Origin of the sequence: Pseudomonas sp. NFIX10, from assembly GCF_900111955.1 — a bacterium.
GTDB classification, from domain to species: Bacteria; Pseudomonadota; Gammaproteobacteria; order Pseudomonadales; family Pseudomonadaceae; genus Aquipseudomonas; species Aquipseudomonas fluorescens_AA.
Genome location: NZ_FOKH01000002.1, coordinates 91544 through 105689 on the forward strand (window position 1 = coordinate 91544; position 14146 = coordinate 105689).

The 14146-nt window shown below is 64.2% G+C and carries 11 protein-coding genes; 6 read left to right on the forward strand and 5 right to left on the reverse strand.

The window, feature by feature from the left end:
- Positions 1 to 39: 39 nt before the first annotated feature.
- From BM321_RS02270 to BM321_RS02280, 3 genes are all read left to right on the forward strand, one after another.
- Positions 40 to 1491 (forward strand): mannose-1-phosphate guanylyltransferase/mannose-6-phosphate isomerase, encoded by a 1452-nt coding sequence (locus tag BM321_RS02270; RefSeq protein ID WP_092441388.1) that lies wholly within the window; start codon positions 40 to 42, stop codon positions 1489 to 1491.
- A 161-nt stretch (positions 1492 to 1652) separates the two neighbouring features.
- Positions 1653 to 2117, forward strand: coding sequence for a multidrug transporter (locus BM321_RS02275; protein WP_092204125.1), 465 nt, complete (start codon positions 1653 to 1655; stop codon positions 2115 to 2117).
- 36 nt (positions 2118 to 2153) lie between these two features.
- Complete coding sequence (locus tag BM321_RS02280) at positions 2154 to 2978, forward strand: SDR family oxidoreductase (RefSeq protein ID WP_092331887.1); 825 nt, start codon at positions 2154 to 2156, stop codon at positions 2976 to 2978.
- A gap of 326 nt (positions 2979 to 3304) precedes the next feature.
- Here the strand turns inward: BM321_RS02280 and BM321_RS02285 are convergent, their stop codons facing one another.
- Genes BM321_RS02285 through BM321_RS02300 form a run of 4 tightly spaced genes read right to left on the reverse strand, consistent with a single transcriptional unit; the run spans position 3305 to position 8056 of the window.
- Positions 3305 to 4168: an efflux RND transporter periplasmic adaptor subunit gene (locus tag BM321_RS02285; RefSeq protein ID WP_092441389.1), complete on the reverse strand. Its 864-nt coding sequence runs from the start codon at positions 4166 to 4168 to the stop codon at positions 3305 to 3307.
- A 10-nt stretch (positions 4169 to 4178) separates the two neighbouring features.
- Positions 4179 to 4379: a DUF1656 domain-containing protein gene (locus tag BM321_RS02290; RefSeq protein WP_003205331.1), complete on the reverse strand. Its 201-nt coding sequence runs from the start codon at positions 4377 to 4379 to the stop codon at positions 4179 to 4181.
- The gene (locus BM321_RS02295) at positions 4369 to 6573 is read right to left on the reverse strand and encodes an FUSC family protein (protein WP_092441517.1); all 2205 of its coding nucleotides are present in this window, start codon (positions 6571 to 6573) and stop codon (positions 4369 to 4371) included. The genes BM321_RS02290 and BM321_RS02295 overlap by 11 nt, the downstream gene beginning before the upstream one ends.
- A gap of 7 nt (positions 6574 to 6580) precedes the next feature.
- On the reverse strand, positions 6581 to 8056 hold the full coding sequence (locus BM321_RS02300) for an efflux transporter outer membrane subunit (RefSeq protein ID WP_092441390.1): 1476 nt from the start codon (positions 8054 to 8056) through the stop codon (positions 6581 to 6583).
- A 323-nt stretch (positions 8057 to 8379) separates the two neighbouring features.
- On the opposite strand from BM321_RS02300, the gene BM321_RS02305 reads away from it, so the two are divergent.
- Entirely contained in the window at positions 8380 to 9348 is a 969-nt protein-coding gene (locus BM321_RS02305) for a LysR family transcriptional regulator (protein WP_092331881.1), read from the forward strand.
- 27 nt (positions 9349 to 9375) lie between these two features.
- Here the strand turns inward: BM321_RS02305 and BM321_RS02310 are convergent, their stop codons facing one another.
- Positions 9376 to 9633: a hypothetical protein gene (locus BM321_RS02310; RefSeq protein WP_092331878.1), complete on the reverse strand. Its 258-nt coding sequence runs from the start codon at positions 9631 to 9633 to the stop codon at positions 9376 to 9378.
- 235 nt (positions 9634 to 9868) lie between these two features.
- Here BM321_RS02310 and BM321_RS02315 point away from each other — a divergent pair, with 235 nt between their 5' ends.
- On the forward strand, positions 9869 to 11026 hold the full coding sequence (locus BM321_RS02315) for an efflux RND transporter periplasmic adaptor subunit (protein ID WP_092441391.1): 1158 nt from the start codon (positions 9869 to 9871) through the stop codon (positions 11024 to 11026).
- The gene (locus tag BM321_RS02320; RefSeq protein WP_092441392.1) at positions 11023 to 14139 is read left to right on the forward strand and encodes a multidrug efflux RND transporter permease subunit; all 3117 of its coding nucleotides are present in this window, start codon (positions 11023 to 11025) and stop codon (positions 14137 to 14139) included. The genes BM321_RS02315 and BM321_RS02320 overlap by 4 nt, the downstream gene beginning before the upstream one ends.
- Positions 14140 to 14146: the final 7 nt, after the last annotated feature.

Below are 14146 nucleotides of genomic sequence, written 5' to 3' on the forward strand. Positions count from 1 at the left end.
GTAGCTCTATAACCATTTCGATTTGTAGGAGTAACAAACATGATTCCGGTGATCTTGTCAGGTGGTAGCGGCTCACGTCTTTGGCCGCTTTCGCGTAAGCAATTCCCTAAACAGTTCCTGGCCCTGACCGGCGAACACACCCTGTTCCAGCAGACCCTCGAGCGCCTGGTGTTCGAAGGCATGGACACGCCGATCGTGGTCTGCAACAAAGACCACCGGTTCATCGTCAACGAGCAGTTGGCCAACCGCAAACTCGAAGCCCAGCGCATCCTGATGGAACCGTTCGGGCGCAACACCGCACCGGCCGTGGCCCTGACGGCCATGATGCTGGTCAACGAAGGCCGCGACGAGCTGATGCTGGTGCTGCCGGCCGACCACGTGATCGAAGACCAGAAAGCCCTGCAACGCGCCCTGGCCCTGGCCACCGTGGCCGCCGAACGTGGCGAGATGGTGCTGTTCGGCGTGCCGGCCACCAAGCCGGAAACCGGCTACGGTTACATCAAGTCGACCAACGACGCGCTGCTGCCTGAGGGCGTGAGCCGCGTTTCGCACTTCGTCGAAAAACCCGACGTCAAGCGCGCCACCGAGTTCGTCGATGCCGGTGGTTATTTCTGGAACAGCGGCATGTTCCTGTTCCGCGCCAGTCGTTTCCTCGAAGAACTGAAAAAGCACGACCCGGACATCTACGACACCTGCCTGCTGACCCTGGAGCGCAGTGAACAGACGGCCGACACCATCACCTTCGACGAAGCCACGTTCGCCTGCTGCCCGGACAACTCCATCGACTACGCCGTGATGGAAAAAACCCAGCGCGCCTGCGTGGTACCGCTGTCGGCCGGTTGGAGCGACGTCGGCTGCTGGGCATCGCTGTGGGAAGTCAACGAAAAAGATGCCAACGGCAACGTCACCAAGGGCGACGTGGTGGTCCAGGACAGCCGCAACTGCATGATCCACGGCAACGGCAAGCTGGTGTCGGTGATCGGCCTGGAAAACATCGTGGTGGTCGAAACCAAGGACGCCATGATGATCGCCCACAAGGACAAGGTCCAAGGCGTCAAGCAGATGGTCAACACCCTCAACGCACAGGGCCGCACCGAGACCCAGAACCACTGCGAGGTCTATCGTCCGTGGGGTTCCTATGACTCGGTGGACATGGGCGGTCGCTTCCAGGTCAAGCACATCTCGGTCAAGCCGGGCGCGTGCCTGTCGCTGCAGATGCACCACCACCGCGCCGAACACTGGATCGTGGTCAGCGGCACCGCCGAAGTGACCTGCGACGAGAACGTGTTCCTGCTCTGCGAAAACCAGTCGACCTACATCCCGATCGCGTCGGTCCACCGCCTGCGCAACCCGGGCAAGATCCCGCTGGAAATCATCGAAGTGCAGTCCGGCAGCTACCTGGGCGAAGATGACATCGAGCGTTTCGAAGACATCTACGGTCGTTCCACTCCGATCGAACGCGGCGTCTCGGTGAAAACCATCGCCCAGTAACCCTTGGCAAAAGAGAAGCCCCCGTCCAGCCCACTGCGTCCCCTATCCGCAGTGGGTTGGGTGGGGGCTTTTTTTTGAGTCGAGTGATGGCCTGACATCATTGCTTCAACATTGCCCGCGCCCTTCGGTAGGATGTGCCTACGGTAACGGAGGCTTCCACCATGCTTATCGGCGTCTTGCTGGTCATCACCTGGCTCATCCTGCTGTTGCGCTACCCGGCCAAGGCCTTGCCGGTCTCCCTGGCGGCCTTCATCGGGCTGGGACTGGTCGCCGCGTGGGTGCTCTGGCAGGAAAACCGCGAGACCCGGCAACTGGAGCGCCTGGAACTGCGCATCCGCTATGCCCCCGAACAATGCCCCGCTGACCGGCCGCTGTCGCTGACCCTGAAAAACAACAACGACGTGCCGCTGATCGAGCTGCGCTGGCGGGTCGCCGCCTATGCGCCCGGGGACACCATCAACCTGGCCGACAGCCCCTACGACGCTCCGCGCTACCGTGGCCCCGGCGAATTGCAAGCCGGCGCCGACTGGCAAGACTGCCTGCCGCTGCCGCCCCTGCGCCCGGGTTATCGCCCGCAGACCCTGGAGTTTCGCGCCGAGCGATTGCACGGTAGCTTTTCCAACTGATTGCCCTTCCCCAACTTTTTGCACGAGGACCGCGCCATGCCTGTTGCGTTGATTACCGGATGTTCCAGCGGCATTGGCCGCGCCCTCGCCGACGCCTTCAAGGCCGCGGGTTATCAGGTCTGGACCACGGCGCGCAGGGCTGAAGACGTGGCGACACTCGCCGCGGCCGGGTTCACCGCCGTGCCACTGGACGTCAACGATGGCCAGGCCCTGGAACAACTGGGTGAGCGGATCAACCAGCAATGTGGCGGCCTGGATGTGCTGGTCAACAATGCCGGCTACGGCGCCATGGGCCCGCTGCTGGACGGCGGCGTGCCGGCCATGCAGCGCCAGTTCGAAACCAACGTGTTCGCCATCGTCGGGGTCACCCGGGCGCTGTTCCCGGTGCTGCGCCGGGCCAGGGGGCTGGTGGTGAACATCGGCAGCGTTTCCGGGGTGCTGGTCACGCCGTTCGCTGGCGCCTATTGCGCTTCGAAGGCGGCGGTGCATGCCTTGAGCGATGCCTTGCGCATGGAACTGGCACCGTTCGGTATCCGCGTGATGGAGGTCCAGCCTGGCGCGATTGCCTCCAGCTTCGCCAAGAATGCCGGCCATGAAGCCGAACAATTGATCAGCGAACAATCGCCCTGGTGGCCACTGCGCGATGGCATCCGCGCCCGGGCCAAGGCTTCCCAGGACAACCCGACACCCGCCCACGAATTCGCCGCGGCGCTGCTCAAGGCGGTTCAACAACCCAAGCCACCCCGCTTGCTGCGTCTGGGCAACGGCAGCCGGGCGCTGCCGTTGATGGCGGGGTTGTTGCCCAAAGGGTTGCTGGAAAAGGGGTTGATGAAGCGGTTCGGGTTGGGGAAATCGCTGTAATCCACGCTGGCTTTTTTTGCCGTTGTGGCAAGGCTGAACGCCAACTCCTGTGGGAGCGAGCTTGCTCGCGATGGTGGAGTGTCTGTCACCTTCGATGCAGCTGAACCACCGCTATCGCGAGCAAGCTCGCTCCCACAGGGGATTTGCGGTGTACACCAAATCTCACCATCACCCCCGGAAAAATGTGGGAGCAAGCTTGCTCGCGATGGCGGAGTGTCTGTCACCTTAGATGCAACTGAACCACCGCTATCGCGAGCAAGCTCGCTCCCACAGGGATTTGTGGTGCGCATCAAATCTCGCCATCACTCCAAAGATGATGCAATGCCTCAGCCCTTGGCATGAGGCTCGATCACCACCGTGCAAGTCATTCCCGCCGCCAGCAGCACGCCGTCCGGCACTTCGTCCAGATGGATGCGCACCGGCACTCGCTGGGCCAGGCGAACCCAGTTGAAGGTGGGGTTCACATCGGCGATCAGTTCGCGGCTTTCGGGGTTGTCGCGGTCGTAGATGCCTCGGGAAATACTTTCCACATGGCCCTTGAGCGTCTCACCGCTCATCAACTGCAACTGCGCCGAATCGCCGACCCGCACCTTGGGCAACTTGGTCTCTTCGAAGAAGCCATAGACCCAGAACGAATGCATGTCCACCACGGCCATTTTCGCCTCGCCGATGCGCGCATAGTCGCCGCGGTGCACGTTGAGGTTGGTGACGTAGCCATCCACCGCCGCGCGAACGTCGGTGCGCGACAGGTTCAGCTCCGCGGCTTCCAATTGGGCCTGGGCCTGCTGGTAGTCGGCCAGGGCCGAGTCGGCGATGTTGCTGGCGTCGTCGCGGTTTTCCCGGGAGATCACCAGGCTGTCCAAATCGGCACGTCGATGGGCGTTGACCTTGCGCATCTCCCAGGTGGCCTTGCGCGAGGCCACCAGGGAGCGCGCCTGCTTCACGGCGATGCGGTAATGCTCGGGGTCGATGCGCATCAACAAGTCGCCCTTTTTCACCAACTGGTTGTCGCGCACCGGCACCTCGACCACCTCGCCGCTGACATCGGCGGCCACATTGATGATGTCGGCCCGCACCCGGCCATCGCGGGTCCAGGGCGTGTTCATGTAATGGACCCACAGCGTACGGCCGATCCACAACGCCAGGGCCAGTACCAACAGCGTCGCCAGCAGGCTGAAAAACTTTTTCATCGCATCGATCTCAACGGTAGACCGTCAGCGCCAGCGCGCCGAACAGACAAGTAAACAGACTCAGGCGCAACAACGCCGGGTGCCAGAAGAAACGGTACAGGTCCAACCCCGACAGGAAGCGGTCCAAGGCCCAGGCCAGGCCGGCGGCGATGAAAAACATCAGGGTCATGGTGGGCATGTACACGCCATGGAAGGCGATCTCACGGGGCATGTTCAGGTTCCTGGGGAAGCGATGTGGCATGCGCCATGGCATAGCCGGCCAATGGCGATTGCGGGTCCAGCAGCGAAGTGCGGATGAAATGCAGGTAGCTCTTCACCCGGCGCAGGGCCGAGGTGTCGAAATGCGGGGCGAAGGGTTCGTCGGTGGCCTGCACGCGGCCGATGGCTTGGTCCACCGCCACCAACGCACGCTCCAGGTTGCTCTGGCCCGGCTGGCGGAACAGCCGCACCAGCGCCCGCCCCATCACCCGAATCGCCTGGCGCCATGGCTGGCTTTCGGCATACGCCGGGTGCACCGGCAAGATGGCCTGCTCCTTGCGCAACTCAATAATCGCGTGACCGACTTCCAGCACCACGAACATCCAGCGCAGCAAGTCCCGCTGCACCTGCGGCTGCCCGGCCGCCAGCCCGTAGGCCTGATGCAGCAAGTCACGGGTACGGCTTTCGAACCCCGAGGCCAGCCCCTTGAGCCGGCCACTGATGGCAAACACCACCTGCTCGCGCAGGTCCTGCTCCAGCCGGCGCCATAGCCAGCGGCTATTGGGCGGCAAGATGATCGCCCCGGCCGCGGCGCACACCAGCATGCCGAGGATCATCGCGATGTAGTCGTTGATGAATGCGTAGGGGTTGTAGAGCGTCAGGTTGTCCGGCACCGAGCCGGTGCAGAAAAAGATCAGCAGCCCCAGCCCGACCCCGGCGTAGCGGGGTCGCGAACTGAGGAATGAACCCAGCATGATCACCGGCGCGAGCATCACGCACAGCAGCGGGAAACCGTCGATCAACGGGAAGATGAAGAACATCTCGACGAAGCCGATCAGCGCCCCGAACAACGTACCGCAAGCCATCTGGAAGGCCATGCGCTTGGGGTTCGGCGTCGCGGCCGACAAGCCTACGGTGGCGGCGGCGATCATCGTCATGGTCGCGCCGCTCGGCCAGGCCGTGGCGACCCAGTAGCTGCCCAGCACCAGCAGGATGAACGCGGCGCGAACCCCCGCTGCCGTGGCGGCCAGCCAGTTGGTCTGGGGCACGAACGGTTCGTCCCAGCGCTCGCGTTCGTGGCGATGTTCGGCCAGGGAGGCGTGGGTCAGGGCGTAGCCATGCAGGTCTTCGACGAAGCGATAAAGCAACTCGTAGGCGGTATGGAAATCCAGCTGCTGCCCGTCACTGGGCGCCGTTTCCTGGAATAACGCCCGCAACCGGCGCACCTGGGCCGGCAAATCGGCCTTGTACTCGGCCAGCGCGGCCGCCAGGCGGGCCGCATCGGCGTCGGTCAGGGCGCGGCCACTGAACCCGTCCAACAGTTCGGCCAGGGTTTGCAGGCCAGGCTTGATGGCGTTGACCACATGATCCGCCGCGCTGCCGCGCAGGCGCTCGAGCAACTGATGCAAGGCATTGAAACGGGTCGTGATGCCCATGAATTCGCTGTTCAAGCGACTGAGCCGGCCGTTGCGCCGACGCATGTGCGGGTCTTCGAACACGGTCACGCTACGCAGGCTTTCCAGGCCCACCGCTTCGGCAATGAAACCCACGTTGCGCGCTTCGAAGGCTTCCCGCTGGCTGCGCCCACGCAGGCCATCGGTGACGAACAGGGCAAACACCCCGAAGCGCTGGTACAAGGCATTGCGCATGGCGGCACTGGCGGTTTGCGGCAAGATCGCGGCGCTGACCAGGGTGGCGCAGAGGATCCCCAGGGAGATCTCCAGTACCCGCCAGACCGCCGCCATGAACGCCCCTTCGGGGTGGGCCAAAGCTGGCAGGCCGATCATCGCCGCGGTGTAGCCGGCCAGCACGAAACCATAGGCGCGGAAGTTGCGATAACGCGCCGCCCCCGCCGAACAGAGGCCGACCCAGATCGCCAGGCAAGCGAGAAACGGCTCGGTGTTCTGGGCAAACATCGCGATCAGCGCCACCATCACCGCCGAGCCGGCCAAGGTGCCGAGCAAGCGATAGAGACTCTTGGCGAACACCTGCCCGCTCTGGGGCTGCATGACGATGAACACGGTGATCATGGCCGTGCGCGGTTGTGGCAATTCCAAGCGCATCGCCAGCCACAAGGTCAGGAACGCGGCAAACAGGACCTTGAAGATATAGACCCAGGTCACCCCGTCGCTGCGGGCCCAGTCGAAGAAACCACGGCGCCATTCGAGGCGATACAGCCGGCGTGCGGGGGCAAGTAAGGACATCACGACAGGCCTACTCAGCATCGTGGTTCAGGTCAGGGCTGTCGCTGCCGGCCTCCAGCCCACCGCCCAACGCCGTCACCAGATCGGCATGGGCACTCAACCGGGCGGCCTCCACCCGCTGTTGCACCTGTTGCTGCTTGAACAACAGGCTTTGGGCGTTGAGCACGTTGAGGTAGTCCGTCAGGCCACGTTGGAACGCCACCTTGGCGATGTCGTAGGTGCGCTGGGCCGCGGCCACCGACTCGGCGGCGAAGGCCCGTTGCTTGTCCATGGATTCGCGACGGATCAACTGATCGGAAATGCTCTTGAGCGCGTTTACCAGTGTCTGGTTGTAGTGCGCCACGGCGATGTCATACCCGGCGGCCGCCTCGCCCAACTGCGAACGCAGGCGCCCGCCGTCGAAGATCGGCAACGTGATCGCCGGCCCGACGTTGTAGGTGAGTTTCTTGCCGGTCAAAAACTCCAGCGCCCCGCCACCGGTGGCCATGTAGCCGAGGCTCCCCACCAGGTCGACGTTGGGATAGAAGCCAGCCCGGGCCACATCGATGCCCCGGGCCTGGGCCGCCACTTGCCAACGCCCGGCCACCACATCCGGACGCTGGCCAAGCAGTTCGGCGGGCAAGGCCGACGGCAGCTTCAAGGGCGCGCCGAGGGCCAGGGTCGGACGTTGCAACTGCGCACCCGCTCCCGGCCCCTGGCCCGCCAATGCCGCCAATTGATTGCGGCTCAAGGCGATGGCCTCGTCCAGGGCGTCGAGTTGGCGATGGGTCTCGGGCAGCGGCGCCTGGGCCTGGCTGACTTCGAAATGGGTGCCGATGCCACCGTCCAGGCGCTTCTGCGCCAGGTCGAGAATCTGCTCTTGTTGGCGCAGGGTCGCGGCGACGATATCGCGCTGGGCGTAGTGCAACGAAAACTGGATGTAGGCGCGCACGATGTTGTTCTGCAATTCCAGTTGCGCCTGCCGTGCCTCGGCGACGCTGAGGTGGGCCAGGTCAACCGCCCGTTCGCTGGCATTGCGCTCACGGCCCCACAGGTCCAGGGCATAACTCAAGCCCAGGGAAGCATTGTTGTCCCAGGTCGTGGTGTCGGCCAACTCGCCCGGGCCGTAGAACTGATCGGTGGGCCAGTTATGCCGCTTGAGGGTCGATTCGCCATTGATCTGCAACGACTCGGCGGCCTCGGCAATGCCGGCCATGGCCTTGGCCTGGCGTACTCGCGCCGCGGCCATGGCCAGGCTCGGGCTGCCTTGCACGGCCAGGTCGATCCAGTGGTCCAGTTGCCGATCGCCATAGGCTTGCCACCACTGGCGGGTGGGCCAGTGGGCGTCGCGGGCGGCCTCGCGGATCGCGGCATCGGTGGCCAGTTGATTGGCCGGCAACACCTGGCCTTGCGGCGCAATACCCCCCGTGCCGATGCAACCGCTGATGGTTAATGTCAGAACCCAAACACTGAGAGTCTTCAGCTCTCTGCTGATGCAACGCGGCACTTGCGCAAGATTCCTAGGAGAGAGAGTCGAGAACCTGTAGGAGCACCCTGTGGGAGCGGGCTTGCCCGCGAAGGCGGTTCCCCTAGCAACATCACCGCCAACTGACTCACCGCTTTCGCGAGCAAGCCCGCTCCCACAGGTACTGCGCCAGACAGCAGGGCCAGACCAGCGCCACAGTGCCGGCAATTCTAGGCACCCCGCCGAACGGCGATAAGCCGACCTTTTTGCGAATCTTTGTTACCGTTAACGCGATAATCCATTAGTCGGGTCCCGCAGCTCTGTAACTTCATGTCACAATTTGCCACCTCCCAAGAGAGCCCTCCATGGACACCTTGCAAAACATGCGCGCGTTCAGCTGTGTGGCCGAAGCCGGCAGCTTCACCGCCGCCGCCGTGCAACTGGATACCACTACGGCCAACGTCTCGCGTGCGGTTTCCAACCTGGAAGCCCATCTGCAAACCCGCCTGCTCAACCGCACCACGCGGCGTATTGCCCTGACCGAGGCGGGTAAACGCTACTTGCTGCGTTGCGAACAGATCCTGGCTTACGTCGAAGAAGCGGAAGCCGAAGCCAGCGACGCCCACGCGCGACCGGCCGGACAGTTGAAGGTCCACACCATGACCGGCATCGGCCAGCATTTCGTGATCGACGCCATCGCCCGCTACCGCAAGACGCATCCGGACGTGACCTTCGACCTGACCCTGGCCAACCGGGTGCCGGACATCCTCGACGAGGGCTACGACGTCTCCATCGTGCTCGCCAGCGAACTGCCGGATTCGGGCTTCGTCTCCCAGCGCCTGGGGATCACCTACAGCATTGTTTGCGCCTCGCCCGCCTACGTGAAAGCCAGCGGCTGCCCGCAAAAACCCAGCGACCTGCTCAACCACGCCTGCCTGCGCCTGGTCAGCCCGGTCATCCCGCTGGAAAAATGGGTGTTCGACGGCCCGGAAGGCCAAGAGATGGTCACCATCAACAGTTCACCGTTCCTGGTGAACTCCGCCGATGCGATGAAAACCGCGATCACCAGCGGCATGGGCGTAGGGGTATTGCCGGTGTACGCGGCCATCGAAGGCTTGCGCAACGGCACGCTGGTGCGGGTCATGCCCAACTACCGCTCCCAGGAACTGAACCTCTATGCCATCTACCCGTCGCGCCAATACCTGGATGCGAAGATCAAGACCTGGGTCGAGTACCTGCGCGGCTCGCTGCCGGAAATCCTCGCGGCGCACCAGGCTGAACTGACGGCTTACGAATTGAGTGGCAGCCTGACAGGCGCACGGGTCACGAGCTGAAGTCGTCCCCGTGCCTGAAGGCGCAATTCAGCGCTTGCCCATGGAACGCCGCGTGCCGGGAGGCGCCGCGCCCGGGGTCTTGGTATGGCCATTCTTCGCGCCGTTCTTGTACCACGGCTGTTGCCCGGCGCCCTTGGCCGCCGCCAGTTCACCGGGTTTGAACGGGAATTTGAAAGCCGGGATCGCCGCTTTGATGTCCTCGCTGCTGGAAGCATCGCTGACGGGCAAATCGGCCTGTTCGCCGCCGGGGAGATCGTCCGCGGGCGAAGGTGTCGGGGAAGTCATGTAAGGCTCCGGGTCATGCATGCAAGTCGGGCCCGAAGGGCGAGCCGCGAAAGGCGGCAGTATACCTGCCCGATATCACCGCGCGCTGGCAGTTTCATCCGGTATATGCATTCATCCGACAGCAAGCCGGGGCAAAGCTGACAAGCCCGTCAGTTAGTCGTCACCTTCCTGACCGGCTCGCAACGCTATATAAGAAAGCTCCAACTCCTGCGTCTCGAACCGGCCCTTCATATCCATGCGCATCCAGAAGAAAACTGTCCTGATTGTCGTGCTGTTGGTCGCCCTGGCGGCCCTCGCCCTCTGGTTTGTGCTCAAGCCCGTGACCGCCAAACCCGGCGCTCCCGCCGCCGTTCCGGTACGGGCCATCAGCGTGATGCAAAAGGATGTACCGCGCTTTGCCAGCGGCATCGGCACGGTGCTGTCGCTGCACAGCGTGGTGATCCGCCCGCAGATCGACGGCATCCTCACCCGGCTGCTGGTCAAGGAGGGGCAACTGGTCAAGAAGGGTGACCTGCTGGCGACCATCGACGACCGCTCGATCCGCGCCAGCCTCGACCAGGCCCGGGCCCAGCTCGGCGAAAGCCAGGCACAACTGGCGGTGGCCCAGGTCAATCTCAAGCGCTACAAATTGCTGAGCGTCGATGACGGCGTCTCGAAGCAGACCTACGACCAGCAACAGGCGCTGGTCAACCAGCTCAAGGCGACCGCCCAGGGCAACCAGGCGGCTATCGACTCGGCACAGGTGCAACTGTCCTACACCCAGATCCGCTCCCCGGTGAGCGGTCGCGTCGGCATTCGCAACGTGGACGAAGGCAACTTCCTGCGTACCAGCGACGCCGAAGGCCTGTTCACGGTGACCCAGATCGACCCCATCGCCGTGGAGTTCTCCCTGCCCCAGCAAATGCTGCCCACCTTGCAACGGTTGATCGCCGCCCCCGAGCAAGCCTTGGTCAAGGCCTATATCGGCGCCGATGGCGCCACCGGGGAGCTGCTCGGCGAGGGGCGACTGAGCCTCATCGACAACCAGATCAACGCCAACACCGGCACCCTGCGGGCCAAGGCTGAATTCAACAACGCCGCGCAACGGCTGTGGCCGGGGCAACTGGTGACACTGAAAATCCAGACCGCCATCGACAAGGACGCCCTGGTGGTACCGCCTACCGTGGTCCAACGCGGCCTGGAGCAACACTTCGTGTACCGCATAAAGGGCGACAAGGTCGAGAGCGTGCCGGTGGAGATGGTTTACCAGGACAGCGACCTGCACATCATCAAGGGGGTGAACGCCGGCGACCAACTGGTGAGCGACGGCCAATCAAGGCTCAAGCCGGGCAGCCACATCCAGGTGCTCAGCGATCCGCCCGCCCTGGCCAAGACCGCGGAGCCGCAACCATGAAGGGTCGCGGCTCGGTTTCGGCGTGGTGCATCGACCACCCTATCGCCACGGTACTGCTGACGTTCGCCCTGGTGCTGCTGGGGGTGATCGCGTTTCCTCGCCTGCCCGTCGCGCCCTTGCCGGAGGCGGAATTCCCGACCATCCAGGTCAACGCCCAGTTGCCCGGGGCCAGCCCCGAAACCATGGCGTCGTCGGTGGCGACGCCGCTGGAAGTGCAATTCAGTGCCATTCCCGGCATTACCCAGATGACCTCCAGCAGCGCCCTGGGCTCGACCAACCTGATCCTGCAATTCAGCCTCGATAAAAGCATCGACACCGCCGCCCAGGAAGTGCAGGCGGCGATCAACACCGCCGCCGGCAAACTGCCCAACGACATGCCGAACCTGCCGACCTGGCGCAAGGTCAACCCCGCCGACAGCCCGGTGCTGATCCTCAGCATCAGTTCCACGCTGATGCCCGGCACCGAACTGAGCGACTACGTCGAAACCCTGCTCTCCCGTCAGATCAGCCAGATCGATGGCGTAGGGCAAATCTACATCACCGGCCAGCAGCGTCCGGCGATCCGGGTCCAGGCCTCGGCCGACCGGCTCGCCGCCATCGGCCTGACCCTGGCGGACATTCGCCTGGCGCTCCAACAGGCCAGCCTCAACCTGGCCAAGGGCGCCTTGTACGGCGAGTCGAGCATTTCCACCCTGTCCACCAACGACCAGTTGTTCAAGCCCGCGGAGTACGGTGAGCTGATCGTGTCCTACCGGGACGGGGCACCGGTCCACCTCAAGGACATCGCCAAGGTGGTCAACGGCTCGGAAAACGCCTACGTCCAGGCCTGGGCCGACAACGAGCCCGGGGTCAACCTGGTGATCTTCCGGCAACCGGGGGCCAATATCGTCGAGACCGTCGACCGCATCCAGGCGGCCCTGCCCACCCTGCAAGCCATGTTGCCCGCCGCGGTGCAGGTCAAGGTGCTGATCGACCGCACCCAGACCATCCGCGCCTCGCTGCACGAAGTGGAAATCACCTTGCTGATCGCGGTGCTGCTGGTGGTGGCGGTGATGGCGTTGTTCCTGCGCCAGCTCTCGGCGACCCTGATCGTCTCGGCGGTGCTGGGGGTTTCGCTGACCGCCAGTTTCGCCCTGATGTACGTGATGGGTTTCAGCCTGAACAACCTGACCCTGGTGGCGATCGTCATCTCGGTAGGGTTCGTGGTGGACGATGCGATTGTGGTGGTGGAGAACATCCACCGGCACCTGGAGGCCGGCGACGGCATGCGCGAGGCGGCGATGAAGGGGGCCGGCGAAATTGGCTTTACCGTGGTCTCCATCAGCTTCTCGCTGATCGCCGCGTTCATTCCGCTGCTGTTCATGGGCGGCGTGGTCGGGCGCCTGTTCAAGGAGTTTGCCCTGACCGCCACCTCGACCATCCTGATCTCGGTGGTGGTGTCCCTCACGTTGGCGCCGACCCTGGCTGCGTTGTTCATGCGCGCCCCGGTGCATCACGCCCATGGCAAGGCGGGGTTTGGCGAACGTCTGCTGGGCGGATATGAGCGGGGCCTGCGCAAGGCCCTGGCCCATCAGAAGCTGATGATCGGCGTGTTCGGCCTGACCCTGGCACTGGCGGTGGTGGGCTATGTGTTCATTCCCAAGGGCTTCTTCCCGGTGCAGGACACCGGCCTGGTGCTGGGCACCAGCGAAGCCGCCGCCGATGTGTCCTTCCCGGACATGGTGGCCAAGCACAAGGCCCTGGCCGACATCGTCGCCGCCGACCCGGCGGTGCAGACCTTCTCCCACTCCGTCGGCGTCTCGGGCAACAACCAGACCATCGCCAACGGCCGTTTCTGGATCGCCCTCAAACCCCGGGGCGAGCGTGACGTGTCGGCCAGCGGCTTCATCGACCGGATCCGCCCGCAACTGCTGAAAATCCCCGGCGTGGTGCTGTACCTCAGGGCCGGGCAGGACATCAACCTCAGCTCCGGCCCCAGCCGCGCCCAGTATCAATACGTGCTCAAGAGCAACGACGGGCCGAGCCTCAACGCCTGGGCGCAAAAACTCACCGAAAAGCTGCGCGGCAACCCGGCGTTCCGTGACATTTCCAACGACCTGCAACTGGGCGGCAGCATCACCCACATCAACATCGACCGCAGCGCGGCGGCGCGCTTCGGCCTCACCGCCACCGATGTCGACCAGGCCCTGTACGACGCCTTCGGCCAGCGGCAGATCAATGAATTCCAGACCGAGACCAACCAGTACAACGTGATCCTGGAGCTCGATACCGCGCAGCGGGGCAAGGCCGAAAGCCTGGCGTATTTCTACCTGCGTTCGCCCCTGAGTGGGGAAATGGTGCCGCTCTCGGCCCTGGCCCGCTTCGATGCGCCGAGCAACGGCCCGCTGTCGATTGCCCACGACGGCATGTTCCCGGCCGCCAACCTGTCGTTCAACCTGGCGCCTGGCGTGGCCCTGGGAGACGCGGTGCGCCTGCTCGACCAGGCGAAGAACGAAATCGGCATGCCGGCCGCCATCATCGGTAGTTTCCAAGGCGCGGCCCAGGCCTTCCAAAGCTCGCTGGCGAGCCAGCCGTGGCTGATCCTCGCCGCGCTGGTGGCCGTGTACATCATTCTCGGCGTGCTCTACGAGAGTTTCGTGCACCCGTTGACGATCATCTCCACCCTGCCCTCGGCCGGCCTCGGCGCGCTGATCATGCTCTGGCTGCTGGGCCAGGACTTTTCGATCATGGCGCTGATCGGGCTGGTGCTGCTGATCGGGATCGTCAAGAAGAACGGCATCCTGATGATCGACTTCGCCCTCGACGCCCAGCGCAACAAAGGGCTGGCGCCCCAGGAGGCGATTTTCCAGGCGTGCCTGACCCGCTTCCGCCCGATCATGATGACCACCCTGGCGGCCCTGCTCGGTGCCCTGCCGCTGATGCTCGGCTATGGCCCCGGCGCGGAACTGCGCCAGCCCCTGGGCATCGCGGTGGTGGGCGGCCTGTTGGTGAGCCAGGCGCTGACGCTGTTCACGACACCGGTCATATACTTGTGGCTCGAGCGAGTGTTCCATCGGCCCACCCAACAGCCAGGGTCGGCGCCGACGGCGGCGCTGGCGAGCACAGACCACTGAGGCGGGG

Coding starts and splice junctions, on each gene's coding strand:
- BM321_RS02270 (WP_092441388.1), top strand. CDS start 40: ATGATTCCGGTGATCTTGTCAGGTGGTAGCGGCTCACGTCTTTGGCCG.
- BM321_RS02275 (WP_092204125.1), top strand. CDS start 1,653: ATGCTTATCGGCGTCTTGCTGGTCATCACCTGGCTCATCCTGCTGTTG.
- BM321_RS02280 (WP_092331887.1), top strand. CDS start 2,154: ATGCCTGTTGCGTTGATTACCGGATGTTCCAGCGGCATTGGCCGCGCC.
- BM321_RS02285 (WP_092441389.1), bottom strand. CDS start 4,168: ATGAAAAAGTTTTTCAGCCTGCTGGCGACGCTGTTGGTACTGGCCCTG.
- BM321_RS02290 (WP_003205331.1), bottom strand. CDS start 4,379: ATGCCCCGTGAGATCGCCTTCCATGGCGTGTACATGCCCACCATGACC.
- BM321_RS02305 (WP_092331881.1), top strand. CDS start 8,380: ATGGACACCTTGCAAAACATGCGCGCGTTCAGCTGTGTGGCCGAAGCC.
- BM321_RS02310 (WP_092331878.1), bottom strand. CDS start 9,633: ATGACTTCCCCGACACCTTCGCCCGCGGACGATCTCCCCGGCGGCGAA.
- BM321_RS02315 (WP_092441391.1), top strand. CDS start 9,869: ATGCGCATCCAGAAGAAAACTGTCCTGATTGTCGTGCTGTTGGTCGCC.
- BM321_RS02320 (WP_092441392.1), top strand. CDS start 11,023: ATGAAGGGTCGCGGCTCGGTTTCGGCGTGGTGCATCGACCACCCTATC.